Here is a 25116-nt window from a genome sequence, read left to right on the forward strand (position 1 = left end):
ACTCCCCTTTTATCGTTTATCCATTTTTTTTGCCGTAAAGTCGCCTGCCCATTGAAAAATGAAGACGATGGCGACGATAAAGACGGTACATGCAAAGACAACATCATTATTTCTTCGTTGGAAACCATTCATATAAGCTAAATCACCAAGGCCGCCTGCGCCAATCACTCCTGCGATAGCTGTATAACCGATTAACGCAATTGCTGTAACCGTCAGACCTCCGACTAGTGCTGGTTTTGATTCCTGCAATAAAACCTTAAAAATAATCGTGTGGGTTTTTGCCCCCATTGACTTTGCTGCCTCAATTACCCCTTTATCTACCTCCTTTAAGGCAATTTCAACTAACCGTGCGTAAAACGGTGCCGAACCGATAATCAATGCCGGTAAAGCTGCTTTCGGTCCACGGATGGTATCCATCAAAAAGTCTGTAAATGGAATGAGCAATAAAATTAATATAATGAACGGGATGGCACGGAAAACGTTAACGAACGTCGCTGTGATTCCGTTCACCAACCGGTTGCTCCAAAGATTTCCTCGATCGGTTAAATAAAGAACTAAACCGAGAATAATTCCGAGAATAAAAGTGCCGATTACTGAAATAACCGTCATATATAATGTTTCATACGTTGCTGTCCATAAGTCATCCATGATGACATTTGGGAATAATTCGTTAAGCATTTGTAACCACCTCTACTTCTACACCTGAGTTGCGAATATACTCCATCGATGCTTCAATCACTTTTCGCTCCCCATCCAGTTCAACGAACAATGTACCGTAAGAGCCTTCCTGAGTTTGTGAAATTGATCCTTGCAATATATTCACGTAAACATCGAACTGTTTTGCGACTTCACTGATCAAACTCCGTCTCGCTGTACCGCCGACGAAATGTAGCTTCACCACTTCTTTGCTTTCATCTTCCGTAATGAAATCTTTCAACCGTTCAGGGTCATGTTCAAGCGGTGATAATTGCTGAACAAATCGTTTCGTCGTTTTCTCTTTCGGATTGATGAACACTTCCAACACATCACCGACTTCAACGACTTTCCCTTGCTCCATAACTGCTACGCGATGACAAATTTTTTGAATGACATGCATCTCATGCGTAATTAAGATGATCGTCAATTTCAGTTTTTCATTAATGGATACAAGTAAATCCAAGATATCATCCGTCGTTTCCGGATCGAGGGCGGAAGTTGCTTCATCACAAAGCAGCACTTCGGGATCGTTTGCGAGCGCTCGGGCGATGCCAACACGTTGTTTTTGACCACCGCTTAGCTGTGATGGATAACTGTTTTCTCTTCCTTTTAATCCCACAAGCTCAATCAATTCATTCACTTTTTCTTTGCTATTCTGTTTATCGACACCAGCAATTTCTAAAGGAAATGCAATGTTTTCATAAACGGTACGAGACCAAAGTAGGTTAAAATGCTGAAAGATCATTCCTATTTTTTGTCGTTTTTTCCGCAGATCATTTTTTCCTAATTGGGTCAATGACTGCTGGTCAAGTGTGATTTCTCCACTCGTCGGTTCTTCCAGTCGATTCAACAGACGAACGAACGTACTTTTACCTGCACCAGAATAACCAATCACACCAAAGATTTCACCTTTTTCAATATCTAATGAAACATCATCGACTGCTTGAACCGTTTGATCCTTCGTTTGAAAATGTTTCGAAAGCTTTTTAATCGATATCATGTAACTCCCTCTTTCTTTAGTAAATAAAAAAACCTTCCTGCATAAGAGAACAGAAAGGAATCGGGCCTTCGTTCCCTTATCTTTCAAAGCATCCCCTGCTTTGCTGGAATTAGCACCTGTTGGATGATTTTAAACATCATCCAGTGGTTGCCGGGCTTCATCGGGCCAGTCCCTCCACCTCTCTTGATAAGAGTTTATCTATAAAATTGTTAATTTAACACGTTAAAGCGATACGTTGTTAACACATAAAAAAATCTCCCTTGCAAGAACAAGAAAGAAACGTTTGATCTCTCTCTTATCTTGCCATGCACTCAGCATGAACAGGAATTAGCACCTTTCGAATAAATTCGATGGTTGCCGGGCTTCACAGGGCCGTTCCCTCCGCCACTCTTGATAAGAAATTTTGCTATGCGATTTGTATTAATGTTAATATTAGCATGAAGCGAGTTGGTCGTCAATCTTATTTTTGAAAAAGGGGAAATATAAAATGAAAGCACCTCAGTTTGAATTACCTTACTTAAATGAAGACCGAACATTCTCTCTAGATGAAGTACTCGGCAAAAAAGTCATTGTTCTTACTTTTTGGGTATCTTGGTGTCCAGACTGTGCAAGAGACTTGCCGAAAAAAGAGCAATTTTATAAAACAACGCGTAACGATGAATTAGAAATGATTACGATTAACGTGACTGGTCGTGAGCGGTCAGAGGAAGAAGCGTTGAAATATCAAGAGCAATTTTTAACCCAGCCCGTTTTGAAAGATAACGGTCGTGAAGTATATGACCTTTATGATTGCACTTCCGTCCCAACGACAATCGTCATTGATAAGAATGGTGAAGTGGTCGGTCGATTCGGTGATCAAGCTGACTTTGTGGAGATTTTGCAGGTAATCAGTAAAGCATTGGCATAAGCGTTTCTAAATGAGGCTGGGACAATATCTTTAAAGTTGACTCAGATACGAACATTCTAATTTAGTAATGCGGAAATACCCGCTTCGGAAATATACTCCGCTTTTCGCGGGCAGCTGTTGAGCCTCCTCGTGCTTCGCACTGCGGGGTCTCACCTAGGCTTTTGCTCCCGACGCCCAGGACGGGCTAGTGTCAACGTTGGCCACAGGACGTGGCCGCATTTAGTTGACCGCAGAAGTCTCCGTATATTTCCTACGCTAAGTTAGATTAATATTCGTGCTTCTAAGTTTATAACTTTGTCACAGCCTATTTTTATGGAAAGATCGAACTTAACGGAGGATTTATCGGCGGCTTCTACTCATTATTCAACGGCTTCATGACGTTTTTCAACGGGTTCGCATATTTTATCGACGGCTTTTACCGATTTTTCAACGGCTTCTCATGTTTTTTCGGCGGCTTCACTGCATTTTTCAACGGCTTCATGACGTTTATCAACGGCTTTCCATTTTCTTGCCTTCCATAAAAAATACCGAACGCAAGGAGTATCCTTCGTTCGGCATGTCAGATGTATAAGTATAATTATATTTTATTTTTCTCCGTGACCAAGTAGGGTCCAAGTTCTTTTAATAAATATGGCACAGAGTGAAATGTATAGATTCGATCGACTGGCTTGCCGTCTTTAAACACCATTAAACATGGAACACTCATAATATTGTACTGTTGTAGAAAATCTGGTGCAGTCAGTCCATTTAGTTCATAAAATTTACTGTCTTCCAGTGTGTCTTCTATATAAAGAAGCATTCGTTTTGCCACTTTACATGTACCGCAGAAGGGACTATTGATAAATAATATATGATACTGCTTTTTCTTTACTAGAAATTGCGCATTCTTTTCGTTAATTGCATTCATGCTCATTCAAACCCTTTCAAAAAATCCACATCAACATTTATATCAGCTGCTTGTAAAATTGATGCTAACACGTACTCAGGTGTTTCTTCAACTTCCCGATACTTTCGGTCGATATAGAGGTTTTGAGCATGAGAGATTTCTTGATTCAGTAACTTTCTTAATTTGATGCCTGGTTCATCTTCGTCCGTCAAAATAAACACATCACGATCATCTAGCTGGTGCTCTTCAATCATTAAATCTAACGCATGTAAACCAAGTGTTCCGAATGTACATAAAATAAAAGCTTCATCCTCAAGTACCCGTTTAATTTTTTTCTTATCTTGCTTTCCTTCTACGATAATTACCTTTGACAACTCATCCATGTATGATCACCAAATTTTGTTTTCATTACCTATGGAAAAAGCTGATCACGATCGATCAGCTTTCAAGGTTCTATTCTTCTTCTTCTGTCATTTTTTGATATGCGTCAGCATCCATTAGTTCTTCTAGCTGAGATGAGTCGTCTAATTCAACAACAACCATCCAAGCTCCTTCGTATGGGGATTCGTTCACTAATTCAGGGCTGTCTTCTAATTCTTCATTAACTTCGACAACTTTTCCTGAAACAGGTGCGTATAATTCAGACACTGTCTTAACGGATTCAACACTGCCAAATGGCTCATCCAATTCCAATTCGTCACCGACTTCTGGTAATTCAACAAACACAATATCCCCTAGTTCGTCTTGTGCGAATTCCGTAATGCCGATTCGAACCTTACCGTCTTCATCTTTCACCCATTCGTGTTCTTTTGAATAACGTAAATCTTTTGGTAAATTCATCGTTCGACCCCTCCTATAACCATTTAACTACTTATATTCTACTATATTTATTGAATGGATGACACATTCTTGCTGTTTTATTTCCATTCCGATTCAAAAGTCTCTTCTTTGAATCCTACTGTTGATTTTTTGCCATCCGTCACCAATGGACGTTTCATTAACATTCCATCTGATGCAAGTAGCTTGATTTTCTCATCGTCAGCCATGTCATCCAGCTTGTCTTTCAACCCTAATTCACGGTATTTTTTTCCTGATGTATTGAAGAATTTCTTGATCGGCAGATCGCTTTGTTCGATAATCTTCTTCAATTCGGATTCACTTGGTGGGTTGTCGACAATATGTACTGATTCATAAGCTATATTGTTCTCATCCAACCATTTTAATGCTTTCCGACATGTGCCGCATTTTGGATATTGATAGATCGTTACTGTCATCTGAAAACACCTCCACCGTTAGTTTAGCATATTTCCGTTTGGATGAGGGAAGACACAACTTGTATAGTAAGCTTTGGTTACTTACGAAATGAAAAACGATATAAAACCTCAGCAGAAGTTACTCCACTGAGGTAATGGTCAATCTATTAACCTATCTTTAAACCGTATATTTTTCTTCTTCAATTAATGTCTTCGCAATCTCACGTTTCTTCTCAATTACGTTTGTTGGGTCGTGACGAGTTAGTTTACGAAGGGCACCAAGCATCATGCGTAGACTGTCCCCAGAGTCACTCGCAACTAATGTTTCTTTTGCATCCGCTTCGATGCTGTTAAATGCTTCTTGAACATAAACTTGTGTGTAAAGAACTTTCTGTTTATGCTTTTCTTCGCCGTCTTTATTGATTGCTTTTTCTGTACGAAGGATTGCGGCTTCCATATTGTAAATTTCACCAGCCATATCAGCAATGTTCGCTAATAACTCTTGTTCCTGTTCTAACTTATCTTGGAACTTCTGAGCAGCGATTCCTGCAGCCAATAAGCCGATCTTCTTCGCGTTTTTCAGTAGGTAACGCTCTTGTTCAAGTGTTTCGTCACCAACCGGTTCAGGCATCATTGTCATCAGCTCTTCTTGCAATGCTGTTGCTTTTTCAAGAAGTGGTAGCTGGCCTTTCATGGCTTTTTTCATGAATGTGCCTGGGACGAGCATACGGTTAATCTCGTTTGTTCCTTCAAAAATACGGTTGATTCTTGAATCACGGTACATACGCTCAACTTCATATTCTTGCATGAAGCCATAGCCACCGTGGATTTGAACAGCTTCATCAGCTGCATAATCAAGTAGTTCTGTTGCCATATATTTGTTCATGGAACATTCGATTGCGTATTCCGCGATACTTTTCGCAACTTCTGATCCGTCGTTCAACTCTTCTTGGGATAATCCACCCATACGCTGTTCAAAAAGACCAACTGTACGGTAAACGGAACTTTCGTTGGCATACGTACGAGCTGCCATATTTGCTAGTTTCTCTTGAATCATTCTGAAGCTTGAGATTGGTGTGTTGAACTGTTTACGTTCGTTTGCATATTTCGTAGCGACTTCAATGGCACGTTTCGCACCACCGACGCCACCGATTGCTAGTTTATAACGACCAACGTTCAAAATGTTGAACGCGATAATGTGACCGCGGCCGATTTCACCGAGTACGTTTTCAACTGGTACTTCTGCATCTTCCAACACTAATGTACGTGTAGAAGAAGATTTGATTCCCATTTTCTTCTCTTCAGGTCCAGTAGATACGCCAGGGAATTCACGTTCAACGATAAATGCTGTGAACTTATCGCCATCGACTTTCGCATAGACGACGAATACGTCTGCGAATGCTGAGTTAGTGATCCACTGTTTTTCACCGTTAAGTACGTAATGAGTTCCCGCTTCATTTAACTTAGCTGTTGTACTTGCACCTAATGCGTCAGATCCTGAACCTGGCTCAGTCAATGCGTAAGCCGCTAACTTCTCACCAGTTGCCAGGACAGGTAGATATTTTTCTTTTTGTTCTTTGTTACCGAAGAAAACGATTGGTAGCGAGCCGATACCAACGTGTGCACCGTGAGTGATGGAGAATCCACCAGCAAGGGACATTTTCTCAGTGATCAAGGAAGAACTGACTTTATCCAATCCGAGTCCGCCGTATTCTTCTGGTACGTCTGCACCTAGAAGACCAAGCTCTCCTGCTTTTTTAAGCAAGTCAACAGACTTATCGAACTCATGATTTTCCAAGTTATCAAGGACTGGCCAAACTTCACCTTTTACATACTCTTCCGTCGTTTTGGCAATCATTTTATGCTCACTTGTAAAATCCTCTGGTGTTAACATATCTTCAGCAGCAATGTCTTCTACTAAGAAGCCTCCGCCTTTAATTACTTTTTCTTGTGTTTCGCTCATACGTTTACCCTCCAATAATGAATGTTTTATAGTAATTCAAATACGCCAGCTGCACCCATACCGCCACCGATACACATTGTGACGACGCCATATTTCACGTTACGACGTTTCATCTCATTCATTAATGAAACAGTCAGCTTCGTACCTGTACAACCGAGTGGGTGACCTAATGCAATTGCTCCACCGTTTACGTTAACGATGTTTTCGTCTAATCCAAGTTCACGAATGACTTGTAATGATTGAGAAGCAAATGCTTCGTTGAGTTCAAACAATCCGATATCCGACAATTCAAGACCAGCCATTTCTACTGCTTTCGGAATTGCTTTAACTGGTCCGACCCCCATGATTTCAGGCTCGACACCTTGTACGGTGAATGAACGGAATTTCACAATTGGTGTCAGTCCTTCTTTCTCTGCTTTTTCACGGTCCATGACTAAAACAGATGCTGCACCATCACTCATTTGTGAAGCATTACCAGCTGTGACGGAACCACCCATCGTGAACGCTGGTCTCAATTTCGATAAAACTTCAGGTGTTGTACCCGGACGTACACCTTCATCTTTGGAAACTGTTACCGTCTTTTCATGAACTTTATTTTCTGGACCGACTTTGCGTTGTACAACATCAACCGGAACGATTTCATCATCAAATTTACCTTCTTTTAATGCTTTCTCGGCACGCTCGTGGCTTCGAGCAGCAAAAGCATCTTGGTCTTCACGGGAGATCCCGAATCGTTGTGCAACTTCCTCAGCTGTATGTCCCATTGACATGTAATAGCCTGGTGCATTTTCAACTAAGTCCAAGTTTGGTTTGATAACGTGTCCGCCCATCGGAATCAAACTCATGGATTCAGCTCCACCAGCGATAATCGTTTCCGCATTTCCAAGCATAATTCGCTCAGCTGCATAGGCAATACTTTGTAGTCCTGATGAACAATAACGATTGATTGTAATGCCAGGTACATCATGATCCAACCCAGCAAGACCTCCGATGTTTCTTGCCATATTCATTCCTTGCTCTGCTTCAGGCATCGCACAACCGATAATGATGTCATCGATTGGGCCGTCATAATTGTTCGCACGTTTCAATACTTCTTTTACGGTTACAGCGGAAAGATCATCTGGACGTGTATTTGCGAATGATCCTTTCATCGCTTTACCGACAGGTGTTCTTGCACCTGCGACAATGACTGCTTCTCTCACAATTTCTCCCCCTTTTTTCGAATTGGAGTTATTCCGTTTATTAGTTACGTAGTGGTTTACCTTTCATCAACATATGCTGCATACGTTGTTGTGTTTTCGCTTCACCAATTAAGCTGATGAATGCTTCTCGTTCTAAGTCAAGTAGATATTGTTCATCGACCAGTGTTCCGTATGCAAGTTTTCCACCTGCAAGAACATAAGCTAATTTCCCAGCAATCTTCAAGTCATGTTCAGAAGCATAGCCACCTTGTACAAGGCCTTTAGCTCCCAGTAACATCGCTGCATAGCCTGGTTCACCAACAACAGGTACTTTTTCACGTTTTGGCGCTTGGTACCCTGCTTTTGCTAAGCCAAGCACACTTTGTTTAGCGTCATAGATGAGGTGATCACCATTAACACTGATTTTGTCATGGTTATCCAAGAATCCGCTTTCACGTGCTTCAGCGGCTGAAGTGGACACTTGTGCCATTGCCACTTTCTCAAATACGTCATTCGCTACTTTCGTTAAATCGAAATCAGGTCCTTGTGGCAAGCCGCGTAGTGACTTCAAATAAAGCTCTTTCGTTCCGCCACCACCTGGAATTAAACCGACACCGAATTCAACTAAGCCCATATACGTCTCTTGAGAAGCTTGAATGCTCGCAGCTGGAAGGCTGACTTCAGCTCCACCACCTAGCGTCATACCAAACGGTGCGACGACAACCGGCTTTTCATTATATTTAATATTCATCATTGTGTCTTGGAATTGTTTAACGATCATTTCCAATTCAATGAAGTTAAAGTCTTGAGCTTCCATCAGCATCATGCCAAGGTTTGCACCGACACAGAAGTTCTTGCCTTGGTTCCCGATGACAAGCCCTTTATAATTTTTATTCACTTCTTCCAATGAATAATTGATCATTTGAAGAATGTCTGGTCCAATCGCGTTGCTTTGTGAATGGAATTCAAGGAGTGCAACGTCATCACCTAGGTCGATCAAGCTTGCACCTGAATTTTTCTTGATGACACCATGTGTTTCTTTGTGTAATTTCAAATTAATTTCTTTTGGATTGACGTCTTTTTCCACATATTCACCGTTGTGATAAAAATACTCTTTTCCGTTTTCGGATTTATAAAATGTTTCGAATCCGCTTTCAAGCATTTCGTCAATCCAAGCAGGTACTTGTGCGCCTTCTTCTTTCATTCGTTCAACAGAAGATTTCACTCCGATTGCGTCCCACATTTCGAATGGTCCGAGCTGCCAACCGAAGCCCCATTTCATCGCTTCATCAATCGCCTTCACATCATCGGCAATTTCACCGAGTAATTCAGCGGAATAAATGAGCGTTGGTTTTGTGATATTCCAAACAAGATCGCCACCACGGTCGCCTTTTGCATTCACCAGTGCTTTTACTTTTCGTTTGGCACCTTTTTGCTGCTTGGCTTGACCGGTTGCTTCAGTTTTCAATTTTTTCTGCTCATCTTCATACTCTAAGGTTTCAGGGTTCAATTCGTAGATGACGCTACCCTTCTCACCTTTTTTCTTCAGGTAAAAACCTTTACCAGCTTTGGCACCGATCATGCCTTTTTCATTCATCTTCTTCATGAATTCTGGCACTTCAAAAACTTGTTTTTCTTCACCTTCAACTTGGTCGTACACGTTTTTGGCTACGTGAATAAACGTGTCCAAACCGACGACATCAAGCGTACGGAAAGTCGCACTCTTCGGACGACCAATCATAGGACCAGTTACAGAGTCAACTTCACCAATGCTGTAACCACCTTTGAGCATCTCTTGAACGGACACTAATAAGCCGTACGTTCCGATGCGGTTCGCGATAAAGTTCGGTGTATCTTTTGCTTCAACGACACCTTTACCAAGTACATCTTCACCGAATGCCTTCACGAATGAAAGGACTTCCGGATCTGTTTTCTCAGTCGGAATCACTTCAAGAAGCTTCAGATAACGTGGCGGGTTGAAAAAGTGCGTTCCAAGAAAATGCTTTTGAAAATCTTCCGAACGGCCTTCCACCATTGCATTAATCGAAATCCCAGAAGTGTTTGATGTAACGATCGTACCTTCTGTTCTGTGCTCTTCCACTTGTTCGAAAACTTTTTTCTTAATATCCAAGTTTTCGACAACGACTTCAATAATCCAGTCAACTTCTTTTAATTGCTCCATATCATCGTCAAAATTCCCTGTCGTAATTAGATCAAGGCTTTTTTGACTCGTGATTGGAGAAGGTTTTTGTTTTTTCAATTTCGCTTTACTTTCATTCGCTATACGGTTTCGAACAGAAGCGTCTTGTAATGTGAGACCCTTCTTTTCTTCCTTTTCCGTTAGCTCACGAGGAACAATATCCAACATCAATGTAGGTATTCCTACGTTTGCCAAATGTGCTGCAATTCCAGCTCCCATAACACCAGAGCCTAAAACAGCTGCACGCTTGATTTGACGGTTCATGAAACTTCCCCCTATTCTTTGAATGAATACTCATTCATTTTACTCGAAAATTTTTTTGGACAGTCAATGACTATCCAAAGTGTTCTATCTTATACTATAAATTATTTTCCGATAATTCGCAAACCATTTTATAATGATTATTCAAAATTTCTAACTTTTTTTATCAAATCTAATTGCTTTTTTGTCTTGCATGAAGGGTAGAGCAATAGTTTCTACGCTACCCTTCGAGAAGTTTTTTATTTGGTGGCTTGGACCGTTTATCGAGCGGTCCGGCGCTTTTATCGAGCGGTTGGAACAGCTGATCGAGCGGCTCCGCGCGGTCGTCGAGCGGCTCAATGCGTTCGTCGAGCGGTTCAGCGCGTTTGTCGAGCGGTTTCACGCATTTATCGAGCGGTTCGGCGCGTTTGTCGAGCGGTTTCACGCATTTATCGAGCGGTTCGGCGCGTTTATCGAGCGGCTCAAAGCGTTTGTCGGGCGGTTCCAAGCGTTTGTCGAGCGGCTACACACGTTCGTCGAGCGGCTACACGCGTTCGTCGAGCGGCTACACGCGTTCGTCGAGCGGTTTCACGCGTTCGTCGAGCGGTTCCACGTGTTTATCGAGCGGCTCCACGCGTTTGTCGAGCGGTTCGGCCCCGCTTATCGGGCGGCTCAAAAATCGTTCTATTACTTAAATATCCCTTTCACCACAAATCCTACGTTGGCTGGTCGTTCAGCTAGACGTCTCATAAAATAGCCATACCAATCATTTCCGTATGGTACATAGACACGCATTTTATATCCTTCTTTTGATAATTCATCCTGTCGTTCGTTGCGTATCCCGTACAACATTTGGAACTCAAATTGATCGCGTGGAATATCGTGTTCTTCTGCAAATTTCTTCGTGAATTCAATAATCGCATCATCATGTGTTGCCGCTGCGGTGTAATTTCCATTTTGGAGATGTTGAGCAATGATTTTTTTGAAGTTTTCATCGGTATCTTTCTTTTCAGGAAAAGCAACCTCTGACGATTCTTTATAAGCACCTTTCACTAAGCGTAAATTCGGACTGTATTGATCCAGCTTTTCCACGTCATCTGATACGCGGTATAAATACGCTTGCATGACTGTGCCGATCCCGTCATAGTTTTGCTTTAACTTCTCAAATATATCTAATGTCTTTTGTAGTCGTGCGTAGTCTTCCATATCAATGGTGACAAACACATCGTGTTTCTTCCCTGCTTCTAAGATTTTTTCCATGTTCTCAAGGACAAGGTCTTCAGATATATCTAATCCTAATGAAGTCAATTTTAAAGAAAGCTGAGAGTCGAGCTGGTTTTCGCCGATCATTTGAATCGCATTTACACATTCATCAGCCCTGGATCTCGCTTCGTCTGACTCACTTACGAATTCACCTAGAAAATCAAGCGTAACCGACAATCCTTTTTCATTTAATCCCTGAATCGTCGTTTTCGCATCATTGATTTCTTCACCTGCCACAAAACGGCCTGCCCCAAATTTCAATCCATATTTTCTCGCCATTTTCGTAAAAAATTTGTTATCAGATAAAAACAGAAAAAACTTTCTCATGACTTTCTCCATCTGCCTCAACCTCTCTGTCTGAAACTATGTAACCGCTTTCCATTCTATCATGGATTTTGTGAATTTTGTACTTTCAGAATTTTGTTTTTTTAAAATGATTGCTCTTTTTTTAAAAGGGTTAGTTGCTAGTTGTATTTCTCCATATTGAAAGAATCAAAATGGGTTCTAGACCGTTTCCCTGTACGATAATGCCCTTGAATCCCGTAAGTTCTAATTTATTGTAACTGATTCAACTAGCGGAAATTTCCCCATAAAAAAAGGCCCCTAAATGGGACCTGTACACTTTATGTCTTAAGCGACGACATCATAACCTTGATCTTCTACGATTTCAATCAACTGTTCCTTTGAAACGAGGGAATCTTCGTACGCGACATCTACGTTCCCTGAGTCTAAATTAACTTCTACGGATTGAACGCCTTCTAGATTACTAAGTGCATCATTTACAGACTGCTTGCAGTGACCGCAAGTCATTCCGGATACTTTTAATGTGATTTGCATTTTGTTCCCACCTTTCATTTGTGTGATTTTATTGTTTCGTATGTATGGATAAAAATCAAGAAAAAGCGTTGTATATTTTTATAAATCGTAAGCATTCCTATTTACTAGTCGGATTGAATAAGTTATACTTTTTTTGTTCATTTTAAATCGTAACGATTACGATATCCGTCTATAAGGAGTAACGTTAAATGAAGAAAATATTTTTGACGACATTGCTTTTATTTATCGTACTAATGAGTGCATGCAATTCGAATAATGAATCACAGCAGACAAAAAGTCACTCCGTCGCTGTTTCAATGTATCCGCTTGAGTTTTTAATCTCTAAAATTGCGAACGAGCATGTAGATGTTGATACGGTCATTCCACCTGGTACAGATCCGCATGTTTACGAGCCTTCATCGAAAAAAATGATTGAATTATCTTCAAATGACGCTTTTTTTTATATCGGAGATCAATTGGAAGCCTTCGGTGAAACGCTTGCTAGTGCGGTTGCTGAACAAGGTTTATCTGTTTACCAGTTAGCCGATCATGAAGAACTATTTGAAACAAACAATGATAGCCATTCTGACAATACGCATGAGCACGAAGAGGAGTCACACGGGCATCAACATGATTATAATCCTCATTTTTGGTTGGACCCCGTCCGAATGAGCCATGCGGCAGAAATTATTGCTAGTGACTTGACTGAAATTTATCCAGAATTTGAAGAAAGTTTCCACCAAAATCTTTCCGCGCTACAAACTGAACTCGCACAGTTAGATCAGGAATATGCTACGTTAACAACTCACGATTACACATTGTTTGTCACGCATGAAGCATTTGACTATTGGACGGAGCGTTATGGAGTCGAACAACTATCGGTTCGCGGCGTTTCTTCTTCACAAGAACCTTCTCAGAAAGAGCTGAAACAAATTTTTGATGAAGTGAATCATCTAGACATTGATCACATCATATTAGAAACAATCAGCCAAGACCGTCTAGCTAAGACGATTGCGGAAGAAATGGATTTACGTATATTGAAGATTCACACACTCGAATCATTGACCGAAAGAGACATTCAGCAAAACAAAGATTATTTTGATTTAATGCGAGAAAATTTAAACGTCATTAAAGAAACGAAAAAATAAGGAGGTTGGCCTCATGAGCACACCGCTAGTATCCGTCAGTCATCTTTCGCATCGCTATAATCATCACTCAGTATTGGAAGATGTCAGTTTCGATATTGAAGAAGGTAGCTTTGTTGGTTTGGTTGGTCCAAATGGTTCAGGTAAAACAACGTTGATTAAATTGATTTTAGGAATTGAAAGGGTCCAAAAAGGATCCATCGAAATATTTGGCAAGCCTATTCAGCGATTTAAGAATAAGGGGCATATTAGCTTTGTTTCACAAAAAGCAAACAGCTTCAACCGTGGCTTTCCCGCAACCGTTAAAGAAGTTGTCGGCATGGGGCTGACCGCTGGCAGTTCACTTTTTCGCTCCCAGTCCAATGTGAACGAACAAATCAACCAGGCTTTGAAACAAGTCAACATGATCGACTTTGCCAATCAAAATATTGGTGAACTATCCGGTGGGCAACAACAACGAGTATTTATTGCACGAGCACTCGTCAATAAACCGAAGCTTCTCATTTTGGATGAGCCAACGGTCGGTGTCGATACAGATAACGTTGAGCAATTTTACCAATTACTATCCACTTTAAATCGGGAACTGGGTATTACCTTAATTCTTGTTTCCCATGATATCGGCACAATTACAACACAAGTGAATGACTTGCTATGTCTCAATAAAAACTTGCACTATCACGGAGACCCAAACGAATTTGAACAGTTAAGCAATGAAAAAAGATCAACATTTTATGGTCATGACTTCAATGTCATCCATCATGACCATTAGGTGAGGGGAGAAATTAGATGCTAGAAGCCCTAATAAATTACGAACTACTTCGAAACACATTTTTTACCGGATTGCTCGTCGGTTTGATCGCACCATTGCTCGGAACATTTATCGTTGTACAGCGACAAGCGATGATTGCGGACGGTCTTTCCCATGTCACATTAGCGGGAATTGCATTTGGCATGTTTATGCAAAAGCAACCGATGGCGACCATGATTACACCATTTCAATTCGGTATGATTTTTTCCATCGCTGGTGCCGTCATTATTGAAAAGTTGCGCTCAGTATATCGAGAATTCCAAGAAATTGCGATACCGATTATTCACTCACTCGGTGTTGGATTAGCCATTGTATTTATTGCTTTAGCGAACGGAATCAACACAGATATTTATTCCTATTTATTCGGTTCCGTCGCTGCCGTCAGTCGAAATGATTTGTTATTGATTTTAGGTACAGCTATATTCGTCGTCCTAATTGTCTCTGTTCTTTATAAAAAGTTATTTGCCCTTTCTTTTGACGAAGAATTTGCTGAAGTATCCGGCATTCGTGCTCGATTCATTCATTACCTATTCATGATTTTAACCGCTTTAGTGATTGCCGCTTCAATCCGAATTGTCGGTGTTTTGCTCGTATCTGCACTGATGACACTTCCTGTCGCAACGAGCATGCGCGTGGCAAAAAGCTTTAAACAAACGATTTGGTACAGTATTCTATATGGAGAAACAGCTGTCATTGTCGGACTGATTTCCGGCTATTATTTAGAGATCCCACCTGGTGGGACGATTGTTCTCACAGCTGTTTTGCTACTCGGCTTGACGTTATTGGCCAAAAAGATTAAATCACTCGGAAGAATTGAAGGTGAGCATTCATGAATTTGAATGAGGCGTTGAATCTATTAAAAAACGAGGGCTATAAGTTTACCGATAAACGGAAAGATATTTTAGAGTTTTTTGCGGAAGAAGATGGGTACCGGACCGCAAGTGATCTTTGGGAAAAGTTGAGCGTAAAATATCCTGGAATCAGCTACGACACAATCTACCGGAACTTGCATTTGTTTCATGATCTGCATATTTTGGAATCAACCGAATTGGATGGTGAAAAACATTTTCGTTTTTCTTGTGGGCATGAACATCACCATCACCACTTTATTTGTAACAATTGTGGTAAAACAAAATCCATCGAAACATGTCCGATGGATTTCATTCAACCGAAGTTTCAAGGGTATATGATTGAAAGCCATAAATTCGAAGTTTATGGGTTATGCCCGGTTTGTAAATAAAATTTTTTATGGCTCTCTGCCATATAGTTAGCGCGAGGGTTCATATATTTTGTATTTGGGTGCATATTCACATGTTTCGGGTGCATATATCCGTGGATTGGGCTCATATACGTTCGAATTGGGTTCATATACGCTCGAATTGGCTCATATATTTTTGGCTTGGGTTCATATATCTAGCAATTGGGCACATTTATTTAAGTTCGGACTAACCTACAATACCCCGTACGTTGATGCTAAAGAACGTTTAGATCATCGTACGGGTTTTTGCTTTGTTGTCTAGAGTGATTGTGCCTGATATGTTCGTTCAGATTCTTTCTTTTTTGGCTCCATTCCTCTTCTTCGGATGTTTCCTTTCACCGCAATATTCATCAATATCCCTAAAAGGAAAAAGGTAATCAACAAGGAAGAACCACCGTAACTGATGAGCGGCAATGTAATCCCTGTAATTGGCATTAACCCGGTAATCGCACCTAGATTAATGAATACTTGTGAGGTAATCTGAAAAGTAATTCCATATGCAAGTAACTGTCCAAATTGGTCGGTCGCTCGTTTGGCGATCATTAACCCTTTAAACATAAATGCAATGTATAAGCCGATGACAAACAATACGCCGAGTAAGCCTAGTTCCTCAGCAATGACCGACATGATGAAATCGGTATGCGCTTCCGGTAAAAATCCGGCTTTTTGAACGCTATTGCTTAACCCCACACCATTAACTTGCCCGCTCGCAATGGCAATCAATGAATGAACCAACTGATAATCCTCACCACTTGGATCTGAAAAAGGGTTCAGAAACCCGGTTAGTCGTTCCATTCGGTAACCTTCTGTCAAAATCAATAATATTACACCAGCTAATGCTGTTCCTCCTAGCAAGAATAGGTGACGGAATCGGATCCCGGCAAACATCAAAATAATTCCACAAGGGATAATGATTGAAACGGCCGTACCCAAATCGGGTTGAAATACGATTAATATAAAAACAAGTAACAACACAATCAATGGCGGCATAACGCCTTGTCCAAAATGATGCAACTTCTCTTGTTTGTTTGTGTAAGCTTTCGCAAAATATAAGATCAAAGCAACTTTAGCCACTTCAGACGGCTGGAGAAGAATGAATCCTAAATTCAACCAACGTGTCGCTTCGTTTCTCGTTACTCCGACACCTGGAATTAAAACCAACACCAATAAAAAGATTGTTCCTAATATAAATATGGGAATAAACGGACCTAGCTTACGGTAATTGAATAGGCTTGTGAGGCCAAAAACGAAAAATCCAAAAATCAAAAAACGTTTCTGACGGTCGAAGAAAAAATCAGGATTATTTAAATCAGGGTCTAATCCTGCGAACACAAAGCTCGCACTATAAACCATGACAATACCAACCGATGCTAACAATAATATAATAACGAAAAGTGGATAATCTATATTTTTTAAATGGTTTTTCACTGGTCAACACTCCCATAGTATAACTATACATGAATTATCCCGATTTTTAACAGTATCTTTTTACTCAAATTAATATTTTACCTAGAAAAACAGCAATTTGAATGCTATACACAGGGTGACTAGACGATGTAAAAAATTCGCTCGTTCGAATGATTTCTTTGAAATAAAAAACCACCTTCCGCACGAGACGAAAGATGGTTTCTTATATGACACCTATTACAAAACAGGTGTTGTAATTTTCTTTTCTGCTTCAATATAATCCTCATATGATTCGGATTTATCAACGACACCTTCATCGGTGATTTCAATTACGCGATTGGCAATCGTTTGGATAAATTGATGGTCGTGAGAAGTAAAGATCACAGAACCCTTAAATTGGATTAAGCTATCGTTCAACGATTGAATGGATTCGAGATCCAAGTGGTTCGTCGGATCATCCAAAACCAATACGTTCGAATGGCTCAACATCATGCGGGATAGCATACAACGTACTTTTTCTCCCCCAGAAAGGACACTTGCCTTTTTGAACACATCTTCTCCAGAGAAAAGCATACGGCCAAGAAATCCACGCAAGAATGTTTCACTTTCATCTTCCGGTGAATATTGACGTAACCAATCGATCAACGTTTTATCAACACCATCAAAGTAGTAGCTGTTGTCTTTCGGGAAGTAGGATTGAGAAGTTGTGATTCCCCATTTATAACTTCCTTCGTCCGGTTCCATTTCACCGACTAAAATTTTAAGCAAAGTCGTCTTCGCGATGTCATCACCAAGCAGAACGACTTTATCGTCTTTGTTCAAACGGAAAGTGACGTTGTTCAATACTTTTTTACCGTCGATTGTTTTAGAAAGTCCATTGACTTCCAATAGGTCATTGCCGATTTCACGTTCCGGTTGGAAGGCAATGTACGGATATTTCCGTGAGGATGGCTTGATATCATCCAACGTAATTTTATCCAATAGCTTTTTACGGGACGTAGCCTGCCGTGATTTTGACGCGTTGGCACTGAACCGCGCGATAAACTCTTTTAAATCCTTAATCTTTTCTTCTTTTTTCTTGTTTTGGTCCTGCGCCATTTTTAATGCTAACTGGCTGGACTCATACCAAAAGTCATAGTTACCGACATATAGCGTGATTTTTTCAAAGTCCAAATCAGCAATATGTGTACAGACATTATTCAAGAAGTTTCTGTCGTGTGAAACGACGATCACGGTATTTTCAAATTGGATCAAGAATTCTTCTAACCAACGGATTGCTTGCAAATCGAGTCCGTTTGTCGGCTCATCCAATAGTAAAATATCCGGGTTACCGAATAATGCTTGTGCAAGAAGTACTTTTACTTTCTCCGTTTCAGGAAGGTCCGCCATTTTTTTGTCGTGGAATTCGTCTTTCACGCCAAGACCTTGTAGTAAAGTCGCAGCATCACCTTCAGCTTCCCAACCATTCATTTCAGCAAATTCGCCTTCTAACTCTGCCGCACGCATGCCATCTTCTTCCGTAAAGTCGCCTTTGGAATAGATTGCATCCTTTTCTTGCATTACTTCATATAATCGCTCATGCCCCATCATAACGACATTGAGGGCATTCTCGTCTTCGTAAGCAAAGTGATCCTGTTTCAAAACAGCGATCCGCTCATCTTTCCCTACAGAAACATGACCTTCTTGGGGTTCAATTTCACCCGAAAGAATTTTTAGAAATGTTGATTTCCCGGCACCATTCGCGCCGATTAAACCGTAACAATTCCCATTGGTAAATTTTATTGAAACATCTTCAAAGAGCTTGCGATCTGAAAACCGAAGCCCGACATTAGTTGCTTGTAACATGAAACAGCCTCCATCATTAAACTTAACGAATATCATTATAGCACCTTTTTAAAGATTTTCCGATAGATAACAACGAACAGTTTGAAATTTATTTCCAATCATCTACCTTCATAGAAACATTCATCACGGACACATTAACTATAGTATGAAAAAATTCCGAGGTGCTAATCAATGAATTCAAAAGACCCACTAGGTGTTTGGGGGCTAATCACGTTAGCTTCCATTCCGCTCGTCATGACACTAGGCAATTCTATGCTCATTCCTGTATTGCCGGTTTTTGAGGAAAAAATCGGTATCTCTTCATTGCAATCAAGCTTAATCATCACCAGTTATTCCGTTTCAGCCATTTTTTTAATACCTATTGCTGGTTATTTATCGGATCGGTACGGCAGAAAGATTGTCATTTTGCCGAGTTTACTTTTGACCTTGATTGGCGGTGTGATTGCCGCATACGCTTCTTGGAAAATAGAAAATCCTTTTGCTTGGATTGTTGTCGGCCGAATTTTACAAGGTGTCGGTGCATCGGGTGCTACTCCCATTATCCTTCCTCTCGTCGGTGATTTGTATAAAGACGATGATGAAAAAGCCAGTGAGAACTTAGGTGTCGTTGAGACGTCCAACACATTCGGTAAAGTGTTAAGCCCGATTGTCGGTGCTTTTTTCGCAACAATTCTTTGGTATTTACCGTTTATCTCGATTGCTGTCTTTAGCTTAATTTCCTTTATATTGGTCGTCTTCTTTATCAAAGTGCCGAGAGACATTGCCAAACCACCCGCCTTTCGAACATTTTTGGCGAAAACGAAAAAGATATTCAGTATTGAAGGTCCGTGGTTATATACGATTTTCGGCATAGGAGCATATGTAATGCTCGTCTTATTCGGTGTGTTATTCTTTCTATCCGATATTTTTGAAAAAGAATACGGTATCGAAGGCGTGCGAAAAGGGGTTCTGCTCGCCGTTCCGCTAATTGTTTTATGTATCACGGCTTTCACCATCGGTAAGTGGATCAAGGGCAGTTTGACAGTCATGAAAACGGTCATGATCTTATCAATGATTATTCTTTCCGTCAGTGTCAGCTTTGTTGGCTCATCCGATTCAGCTGAAATCCTTCTGCTCGTCATTAGCATCACTGGTCTCGCTATCGGCGCATTACTGCCAACATTGGACGCCATGATTACCGAAAATATTCAAAAAGATGCGCGCGGAACGATTACTTCGATTTATAGTGCTGCAAGGTTTATCGGGGTTGCGGCTGGACCTCCGTTGATGTCTTTGTTAATGAAAAATTTCCTGGCAGTAAGCTATATTGTTGCTGGTGGGATCGGCATTCTCCTTCTCGGCTCCATTGTTTTATTCATTCGACCTGAACGTACCTAACTGAATAAATGGACTAGTTCTCCTCCTTGTCGCATATCTTGTAAAAAGTCGTGTGTTCAAGGAGGATATTATGCAGGTCATGGAACGAACATTATTATCCATCATCTTTTTACGAATCATCTCAGGTGGAATTGAAATCACCGCTGCATTCATGATGTTTAAATTCAATGATTTGTCCAAAGCGTTAGTGATCAATTCTTTATTAGCATTGGTCGGTCCAACGATGTTACTTTCAACCACACTCATTGGACTGTATGGACTTGCAGGGAAAATTTCATTATTAAAAGCTGTTTGCCTAATTGGAGGCATCTTATTAATTATCACGAGCCTCAAAATAAAATAACGGTTAACGACTGAAACATCGTTAACCGTTTTTTTATTTTTTATCTTCATTTTCATTTTGATCAAGACTAATGTCTGTCCATGTCTGTTGATCATCTGACTCGATGATCCCGAGAAAAACATCGTCAATATATGATTGTTCAAGAATTTGATCGGCTACACGGAATTTAACATCATCCGCGTCCGCAAGAGTCATACCTTTTTCCAATTCAAGATAAGCTTCCACATGATAGTCTCCGCCCTCTTGAAGAATGCGCATCTTTTGGATATCGACGTCTTTTGGATCATTTAAGATAATCTGCGCTACACCTGTCTCAATCTTCTTCGGCGCAGCAACACCGATTAGCCCAATCGTATTGTCGTAACCGATTTTAATGGCAATCCCGATCAATAAAATACCAATGATCATTGTTCCGATTCCATCATACACATAATTGCCGGTTATATGTGAAATGATGATCGCAATCAAAGCCACCGTACCACCAACTGTAGCTACATTATCTTCGTAAAACACCAACCGTGTCGGTGGTTGGGCATACTTAATATTTTTAAACGATTCGACAATAAAGTTCCCGTCTTTTTCGGCACGCGCTTCATGCACGACTTCTTTCATGACTTTCAATAATACACCACCATCAATCGCAATTGAAATGACCATGACAATAACCATTAACCACAAATTGGATGAAGGTTCAGGATCTTGAATAATATGCCATCCATTTAAAATTGTTTCGTAAGCCATAATCGATACGACGATAACCGCTAATAAGACGAATAAATTCACGACTCTTCCATAACCAGTCGGGAAACGTTTCGTTGGCTTCTTTTCAGCTAAAGCACTTCCGAAGAAAACCATTCCCTGGTTGAGCGAATCTGCGATGGAGTGGATCATCGTCGCAAACATCGCGCCACTACCACTGATCAATGCTGCAATTCCTTTAATAATGGCAATTGCAACATTACCTAAAGCAGACAAACCAGAAGAACGGTTTCCTCGTTTCAATAATTTAATCATCCGCATCTTCTCCTTCCCTTCCTACTACTTTAGAAATTACCCGATTTCGTGTGTTTTTATCCATGTATGGAAAATTAGGAAGCGGAAAATTCATGGATGAGTGTGTGATTAAGCGGTTGGTATGCTTTATTAAGTGGTTTAAGTGATTTTTTTTGCGGCTGTTGGGATTTTTTGAACGGTTAGCGCGATTTTTTGAACGGTCGGCACGACGTTTTGAACGGTTAGTACGAGCTTTTAAACGGTAACAGCCTCTTTTTGAACAGTTAGCTCAGTTGTTTGAACGGTGACAATGACCTTTTGAACGGTTAGCACGCTTTTTTGAATGTTTAGCTTAAAATACAAAAAACGCAATTGCTTCCGTAGCAATTGCGTCCCCAGTTAATGGGTTATACTTTTTTATAGCGAATTTTCTTAAAGAGTAATTCAGTAAGCACAAAATAAATCATTGCACCAATCACAAATACAAATGGACCATACAACAATTGCGTTAGATTTCCAACAGGCGCATTAAAGGACCAACTTAAAATGTAATTAATAACAAATAAGGATATTAGTAATGATGCATGAATACCAGCGTGTTGTATGAAATGAGTCCGGTTTCTTTTGATGAACATTAATAAAATCCATGTAAGTGAAACAAGGATAAAAGCAACTTCGAACAGATAGGCAAAATCGGATAATGTACTTATTCTGGAAAACTCTGATTGAGTGATGGTCGGTCCTAAAGGTTTGCTTAGAATTGATTTGTAAATCTCTATTGAGATATATCCTAAATTAAGGATCAATAAGATTGTTATAAAAATGAACTTACTTGATTTTAATTTCATTTTGCTCTCCCCTATAACGGTTCGTTTGTTGGCTAATATACAATTATAACATAAATATATCAATTATTCAGAACATTTACGCACACTTACTGATACTTACTTCAAAAAATCTGTAGCAAAATAAAAAACGCCACAACTCTTGATGTACAAGAAATGTGACGTTTATTATTCGTCGTATTGATGTATGGAGACGGCGGGACTCGAACCCGCGTCCAGAGATATCGGCACTCAAGCTTCTACAAGCTTAGTTAGCGTATTCGTCATTCGCCAGCTCTTCGGCCCACTAACAGGCTTCCGAGTGGCTAGTCTGATTAGTCTCTTCTGAAATCCTCAGACGGTGGATTTCAGCGTAGCCCGCTTCATTTGAGACCCTTCTATCTGCTACACGGGCGATAGCAGGAAGGATCCTGTAGAACTGCTTACGCAGCTACAGCGAAATCGTTTTGTTTGCCAGTTATTATTAACTGAGTGACGTTTTACGAGCCGTCGCCTCGGCTTGCAACTCAAGCTCGACCTATCCCTGTCGAATCCAAAACGTCCCCGTAAAAAGGGAAACATTTTGTGATGAATGTTTTGTCTTACAATTAATATTATAGCATATTTCCACGGAAATGAAAAGATGTTGCTTACATAGGGAAGCTTACTGGAAGCGTTCCTTCATCGCACGCTCGACATCGCGTTTTGCCGCTTTTTGTTTCAGGTCCTCACGTTTATCGTACTTCTTCTTACCTTTACCGAGACCAATCAGTAATTTAGCAACTCCGTTCTTGATGTATATCTTTAGTGGCACAAGTGAGTACCCTTTCATTTGTGTCTGTCCGATCAGCTTGTTGATTTCGCTTCTATGAAGTAACAGCTTTCTAGAACGGGTTGGTTCATGGTTATATCGATTGCCTTGTTCGTAAGTTGAAATATGCATGTTATGAACATACACTTCACCATTAGATACCCTTGCGAAGGCATCTTTCAAGTTGACCCGACCAGCTCGAATGGACTTGATTTCGGTTCCTTGCAAAACTAATCCAGCTTCGTATGTTTCTTCTATAAAGAAATCATGACGGGCTTTCCGATTGGTTGCAATGGCATTTGAATCTTTTTTAGCCATTTTCCTTCCTCCTCTACTGCATAACGTTATTTTACCAAATGAAGTGTATCTTTTAAACTGTAACTATTTCTTCATTGTATACAAAGGCAATAAGGTGTGAGAACGAAGTGGGCTGACTGTTCAAACATATGGCTGTGACTTGCTCGTTTGAGTATAGCGCCTAGACGCCCGATATATGTGCAAGCCACCCATAAATTCGATCGAGCCGCTCGACCAGCGCGTCTAGCCGCTCGATAAAACGCTCCAACCACTCGACGAAGCGCTCTAACCGCTCGACGAAGCGCTTCAACCGCTCGACAAAGCGTGCCAACCGCTCAACGAACAGTTCCAACCGCTCGACGAAGCGCTTCAACCGCTCGACGAAACGCTCCAACCGCTCGACAAAGCGTGCCAACCGCTCGACAAAGCGTGCCAACCGCTCGACAAAGCGTGCCAACCGCTCGACGAAACGCTCCAACCGCCTGACAAACAGTTCCAGCCGCTCGACAAACAGCTCCAACCACTCGACGAAGCACTACAACCGCTCGACAAGATGGGTGGAGCCGCCCAATCAATCTCTCTAGTCGCCAAAACAAACTCAACGACAACCACAAATTATTTAATAGACAATCAAAGGAAGTTTGTGTCAAGATATGGGTGGAAATAACTGTGATGTTCGCCGAAATAGGAGGTTGCAGCAAGTGATTGATACCATACATTTTAGACAACTTAGTTTAGTTGATCGGGAAAAGCTTGAGCAAATGGAAACGGGAATTGAAGACGATTATGTCGTTCGTATTTTTGATCGCTTAATTGAACATAAAGAACATATGGTTTATGGGCTGTTTGTGGGTGATCAACTTGCATCGGTTGGTGGCTTTACCATTTTTGCCGATCAATACTCGATGCTCGGGAGGTTGCGGACGGATGTCCGATATCGTGGCGAAGGTTTGGCAACAAAATTGTTGGAACGCGTCATTCAAGAAATCGAAAAGTTAGATGGAGTCAATTGGGTTGGCGGTAATACCCAACGTCATAATTATTCAGGAATGAAGGTGTTGAATAAATTAGGGTTACCTCAATTGATTGACCTGCACGCTTCGACCGTCGTTGATGATAAAAAACTGGATACTGAAACGGGTCCTTTGTGGAAAGAAATATCTGAACTCGATGAGAAAAAACGTTGGTTGAATCCACTATCCAAAGATCCAAAAACAATATTTCCTTATGAAAGCTATTATCCTTTTCCAGCAAGTCCGACGTTATTTAAAGATGAAATCATCAAGGATTGGATGATGTTTAAAAATGAAGCGGAAGATAGTTTCGTTATCGTAAAAGATGACCAAAAAAAATATAAATATGCACAGACCATTTATTTATGGGAAGATTTGTGGGAGCAGCCGGGATTATTGAAAACCATTTCCCATGCGAAACATCGACTTGCTCAACAAAGTGAAGAAGACATCTACATCCGCTTCGATTTAACAGACAATCAGCGAGCAGAAGTGCCAGATGAGGACGCTTTTACTTTTCAAGATCCGTGGGTACTGCACGGGAAATGGTTCGATCGATAACCGAAAAACTATCCTAACGTCAGAAGACG

The 25116-nt window shown here is 40.7% G+C and carries 27 protein-coding genes, 1 other RNA gene and 2 riboswitches; of the genes, 9 read left to right on the forward strand and 19 right to left on the reverse strand.

Annotated elements, in window-relative coordinates:
- Positions 1-9 precede the first annotated feature (9 nt).
- The gene (locus FPQ10_RS08415; RefSeq protein WP_144162945.1) at positions 10-678 is read right to left on the reverse strand and encodes a methionine ABC transporter permease; all 669 of its coding nucleotides are present in this window, start codon (positions 676-678) and stop codon (positions 10-12) included.
- Entirely contained in the window at positions 671-1696 is a 1026-nt protein-coding gene (locus FPQ10_RS08420) for a methionine ABC transporter ATP-binding protein (RefSeq protein ID WP_144162947.1), read from the reverse strand. The genes FPQ10_RS08415 and FPQ10_RS08420 overlap by 8 nt, the downstream gene beginning before the upstream one ends.
- A 73-nt stretch (positions 1697-1769) precedes the next feature.
- Positions 1770-1889: riboswitch (SAM riboswitch) on the reverse strand.
- Positions 1890-1988: 99 nt separating this feature from the next.
- Positions 1989-2096, reverse strand: a riboswitch (SAM riboswitch).
- 87 nt (positions 2097-2183) lie between these two features.
- Here FPQ10_RS08420 and FPQ10_RS08425 point away from each other — a divergent pair.
- Complete coding sequence (locus tag FPQ10_RS08425; RefSeq protein ID WP_144162949.1) at positions 2184-2603, forward strand: TlpA family protein disulfide reductase; 420 nt, start codon at positions 2184-2186, stop codon at positions 2601-2603.
- Positions 2604-3180: 577 nt separating this feature from the next.
- On the opposite strand, the gene FPQ10_RS08430 is transcribed toward FPQ10_RS08425, so the two are convergent.
- The 7 genes from FPQ10_RS08430 to FPQ10_RS08460 all read right to left on the reverse strand — a co-directional run bounded on the left by FPQ10_RS08430 (position 3181) and on the right by FPQ10_RS08460 (position 10350).
- Positions 3181-3510 carry a thioredoxin family protein gene (locus tag FPQ10_RS08430; RefSeq protein ID WP_144162951.1) on the reverse strand — a complete coding sequence of 110 codons (330 nt, stop codon included), beginning with the start codon at positions 3508-3510 and terminating at the stop codon, positions 3181-3183.
- 2 nt (positions 3511-3512) lie between these two features.
- On the reverse strand, positions 3513-3872 hold the full coding sequence (locus FPQ10_RS08435) for a toprim domain-containing protein (protein ID WP_144162953.1): 360 nt from the start codon (positions 3870-3872) through the stop codon (positions 3513-3515).
- Between the two features lie 70 nt (positions 3873-3942).
- Positions 3943-4329, reverse strand: coding sequence for a glycine cleavage system protein GcvH (gene gcvH, locus FPQ10_RS08440; RefSeq protein WP_144162955.1), 387 nt, complete (start codon positions 4327-4329; stop codon positions 3943-3945).
- 77 nt (positions 4330-4406) lie between these two features.
- On the reverse strand, positions 4407-4763 hold the full coding sequence (locus FPQ10_RS08445; RefSeq protein ID WP_144162957.1) for an arsenate reductase family protein: 357 nt from the start codon (positions 4761-4763) through the stop codon (positions 4407-4409).
- 157 nt (positions 4764-4920) lie between these two features.
- Positions 4921-6705, reverse strand: a complete 1785-nt coding sequence (locus FPQ10_RS08450; RefSeq protein WP_144162959.1) for an acyl-CoA dehydrogenase family protein — start codon at positions 6703-6705, stop codon at positions 4921-4923.
- Positions 6706-6731: 26 nt separating this feature from the next.
- Positions 6732-7907 carry an acetyl-CoA C-acetyltransferase gene (locus tag FPQ10_RS08455; RefSeq protein WP_144162961.1) on the reverse strand — a complete coding sequence of 392 codons (1176 nt, stop codon included), beginning with the start codon at positions 7905-7907 and terminating at the stop codon, positions 6732-6734.
- 40 nt (positions 7908-7947) lie between these two features.
- The gene (locus tag FPQ10_RS08460; protein WP_144162963.1) at positions 7948-10350 is read right to left on the reverse strand and encodes a 3-hydroxyacyl-CoA dehydrogenase/enoyl-CoA hydratase family protein; all 2403 of its coding nucleotides are present in this window, start codon (positions 10348-10350) and stop codon (positions 7948-7950) included.
- A 335-nt stretch (positions 10351-10685) separates the two neighbouring features.
- Here FPQ10_RS08460 and FPQ10_RS13510 point away from each other — a divergent pair, with 335 nt between their 5' ends.
- On the forward strand, positions 10686-11021 hold the full coding sequence (locus FPQ10_RS13510; RefSeq protein WP_144162965.1) for a hypothetical protein: 336 nt from the start codon (positions 10686-10688) through the stop codon (positions 11019-11021).
- Here FPQ10_RS13510 and FPQ10_RS08470 read toward each other — a convergent pair.
- Complete coding sequence (locus FPQ10_RS08470) at positions 11014-11928, reverse strand: proline dehydrogenase family protein (RefSeq protein ID WP_144162967.1); 915 nt, start codon at positions 11926-11928, stop codon at positions 11014-11016. The genes FPQ10_RS13510 and FPQ10_RS08470 overlap by 8 nt on opposite strands.
- A gap of 291 nt (positions 11929-12219) precedes the next feature.
- Positions 12220-12426, reverse strand: coding sequence for a copper chaperone CopZ (gene copZ, locus FPQ10_RS08475; RefSeq protein WP_144162969.1), 207 nt, complete (start codon positions 12424-12426; stop codon positions 12220-12222).
- A gap of 188 nt (positions 12427-12614) precedes the next feature.
- Here copZ and FPQ10_RS08480 point away from each other — a divergent pair, with 188 nt between their 5' ends.
- Genes FPQ10_RS08480 through FPQ10_RS08495 form a run of 4 tightly spaced genes read left to right on the forward strand, consistent with a single transcriptional unit; the run spans position 12615 to position 15598 of the window.
- Complete coding sequence (locus FPQ10_RS08480) at positions 12615-13553, forward strand: metal ABC transporter substrate-binding protein (protein ID WP_144162971.1); 939 nt, start codon at positions 12615-12617, stop codon at positions 13551-13553.
- A gap of 13 nt (positions 13554-13566) precedes the next feature.
- A complete protein-coding gene (locus tag FPQ10_RS08485) occupies positions 13567-14319 on the forward strand; it encodes a metal ABC transporter ATP-binding protein (protein WP_144162973.1) in 753 nt (250 codons plus the stop codon).
- 17 nt (positions 14320-14336) lie between these two features.
- Positions 14337-15191, forward strand: coding sequence for a metal ABC transporter permease (locus FPQ10_RS08490; RefSeq protein WP_144162975.1), 855 nt, complete (start codon positions 14337-14339; stop codon positions 15189-15191).
- Positions 15188-15598, forward strand: coding sequence for a Fur family transcriptional regulator (locus tag FPQ10_RS08495; protein ID WP_144162977.1), 411 nt, complete (start codon positions 15188-15190; stop codon positions 15596-15598). Before FPQ10_RS08490 ends, FPQ10_RS08495 begins: the two co-directional genes overlap by 4 nt.
- Before the next feature lie 276 nt (positions 15599-15874).
- Here the strand turns inward: FPQ10_RS08495 and ftsW are convergent, their stop codons facing one another.
- A complete protein-coding gene (gene ftsW, locus FPQ10_RS08500; protein WP_144162979.1) occupies positions 15875-17044 on the reverse strand; it encodes a putative lipid II flippase FtsW in 1170 nt (389 codons plus the stop codon).
- Between the two features lie 216 nt (positions 17045-17260).
- A complete protein-coding gene (locus tag FPQ10_RS08505) occupies positions 17261-18868 on the reverse strand; it encodes an ABC-F family ATP-binding cassette domain-containing protein (RefSeq protein ID WP_144162981.1) in 1608 nt (535 codons plus the stop codon).
- A 171-nt stretch (positions 18869-19039) separates the two neighbouring features.
- Between FPQ10_RS08505 and FPQ10_RS08510 the strand changes: the two genes are divergently transcribed.
- Both FPQ10_RS08510 and FPQ10_RS08515 read left to right on the forward strand, forming a co-directional pair.
- A complete protein-coding gene (locus FPQ10_RS08510) occupies positions 19040-20245 on the forward strand; it encodes an MFS transporter (protein WP_144162983.1) in 1206 nt (401 codons plus the stop codon).
- 70 nt (positions 20246-20315) lie between these two features.
- Complete coding sequence (locus FPQ10_RS08515; RefSeq protein WP_144162985.1) at positions 20316-20588, forward strand: YqhV family protein; 273 nt, start codon at positions 20316-20318, stop codon at positions 20586-20588.
- A 33-nt stretch (positions 20589-20621) separates the two neighbouring features.
- Here the strand turns inward: FPQ10_RS08515 and FPQ10_RS08520 are convergent, their stop codons facing one another.
- From FPQ10_RS08520 to FPQ10_RS08540, 6 genes are all read right to left on the reverse strand, one after another.
- Positions 20622-21608 carry a cation diffusion facilitator family transporter gene (locus FPQ10_RS08520; RefSeq protein WP_144162987.1) on the reverse strand — a complete coding sequence of 329 codons (987 nt, stop codon included), beginning with the start codon at positions 21606-21608 and terminating at the stop codon, positions 20622-20624.
- Between the two features lie 228 nt (positions 21609-21836).
- Positions 21837-21968, reverse strand: a complete 132-nt coding sequence (locus tag FPQ10_RS13340) for a hypothetical protein (protein WP_255439831.1) — start codon at positions 21966-21968, stop codon at positions 21837-21839.
- A 20-nt stretch (positions 21969-21988) separates the two neighbouring features.
- Positions 21989-22429, reverse strand: a complete 441-nt coding sequence (locus FPQ10_RS08525) for a hypothetical protein (RefSeq protein ID WP_144162989.1) — start codon at positions 22427-22429, stop codon at positions 21989-21991.
- A 182-nt stretch (positions 22430-22611) separates the two neighbouring features.
- Positions 22612-22971, reverse strand: a transfer-messenger RNA (tmRNA) gene (gene ssrA, locus FPQ10_RS08530).
- A 98-nt stretch (positions 22972-23069) separates the two neighbouring features.
- On the reverse strand, positions 23070-23534 hold the full coding sequence (smpB, locus tag FPQ10_RS08535; RefSeq protein ID WP_144162991.1) for an SsrA-binding protein SmpB: 465 nt from the start codon (positions 23532-23534) through the stop codon (positions 23070-23072).
- Positions 23535-23694: 160 nt separating this feature from the next.
- Positions 23695-24033, reverse strand: coding sequence for a hypothetical protein (locus FPQ10_RS08540; protein ID WP_144162993.1), 339 nt, complete (start codon positions 24031-24033; stop codon positions 23695-23697).
- 181 nt (positions 24034-24214) lie between these two features.
- Here FPQ10_RS08540 and FPQ10_RS08545 point away from each other — a divergent pair, with 181 nt between their 5' ends.
- Positions 24215-25087, forward strand: a complete 873-nt coding sequence (locus FPQ10_RS08545) for a GNAT family N-acetyltransferase (protein ID WP_186278619.1) — start codon at positions 24215-24217, stop codon at positions 25085-25087.
- Positions 25088-25116 lie beyond the last annotated feature (29 nt).

The organism is Allobacillus sp. SKP2-8, from assembly GCF_007559355.1.
In the GTDB taxonomy this organism is placed as follows: Bacteria; Bacillota; Bacilli; order Bacillales; family Alkalibacillaceae; genus Allobacillus; species Allobacillus halotolerans.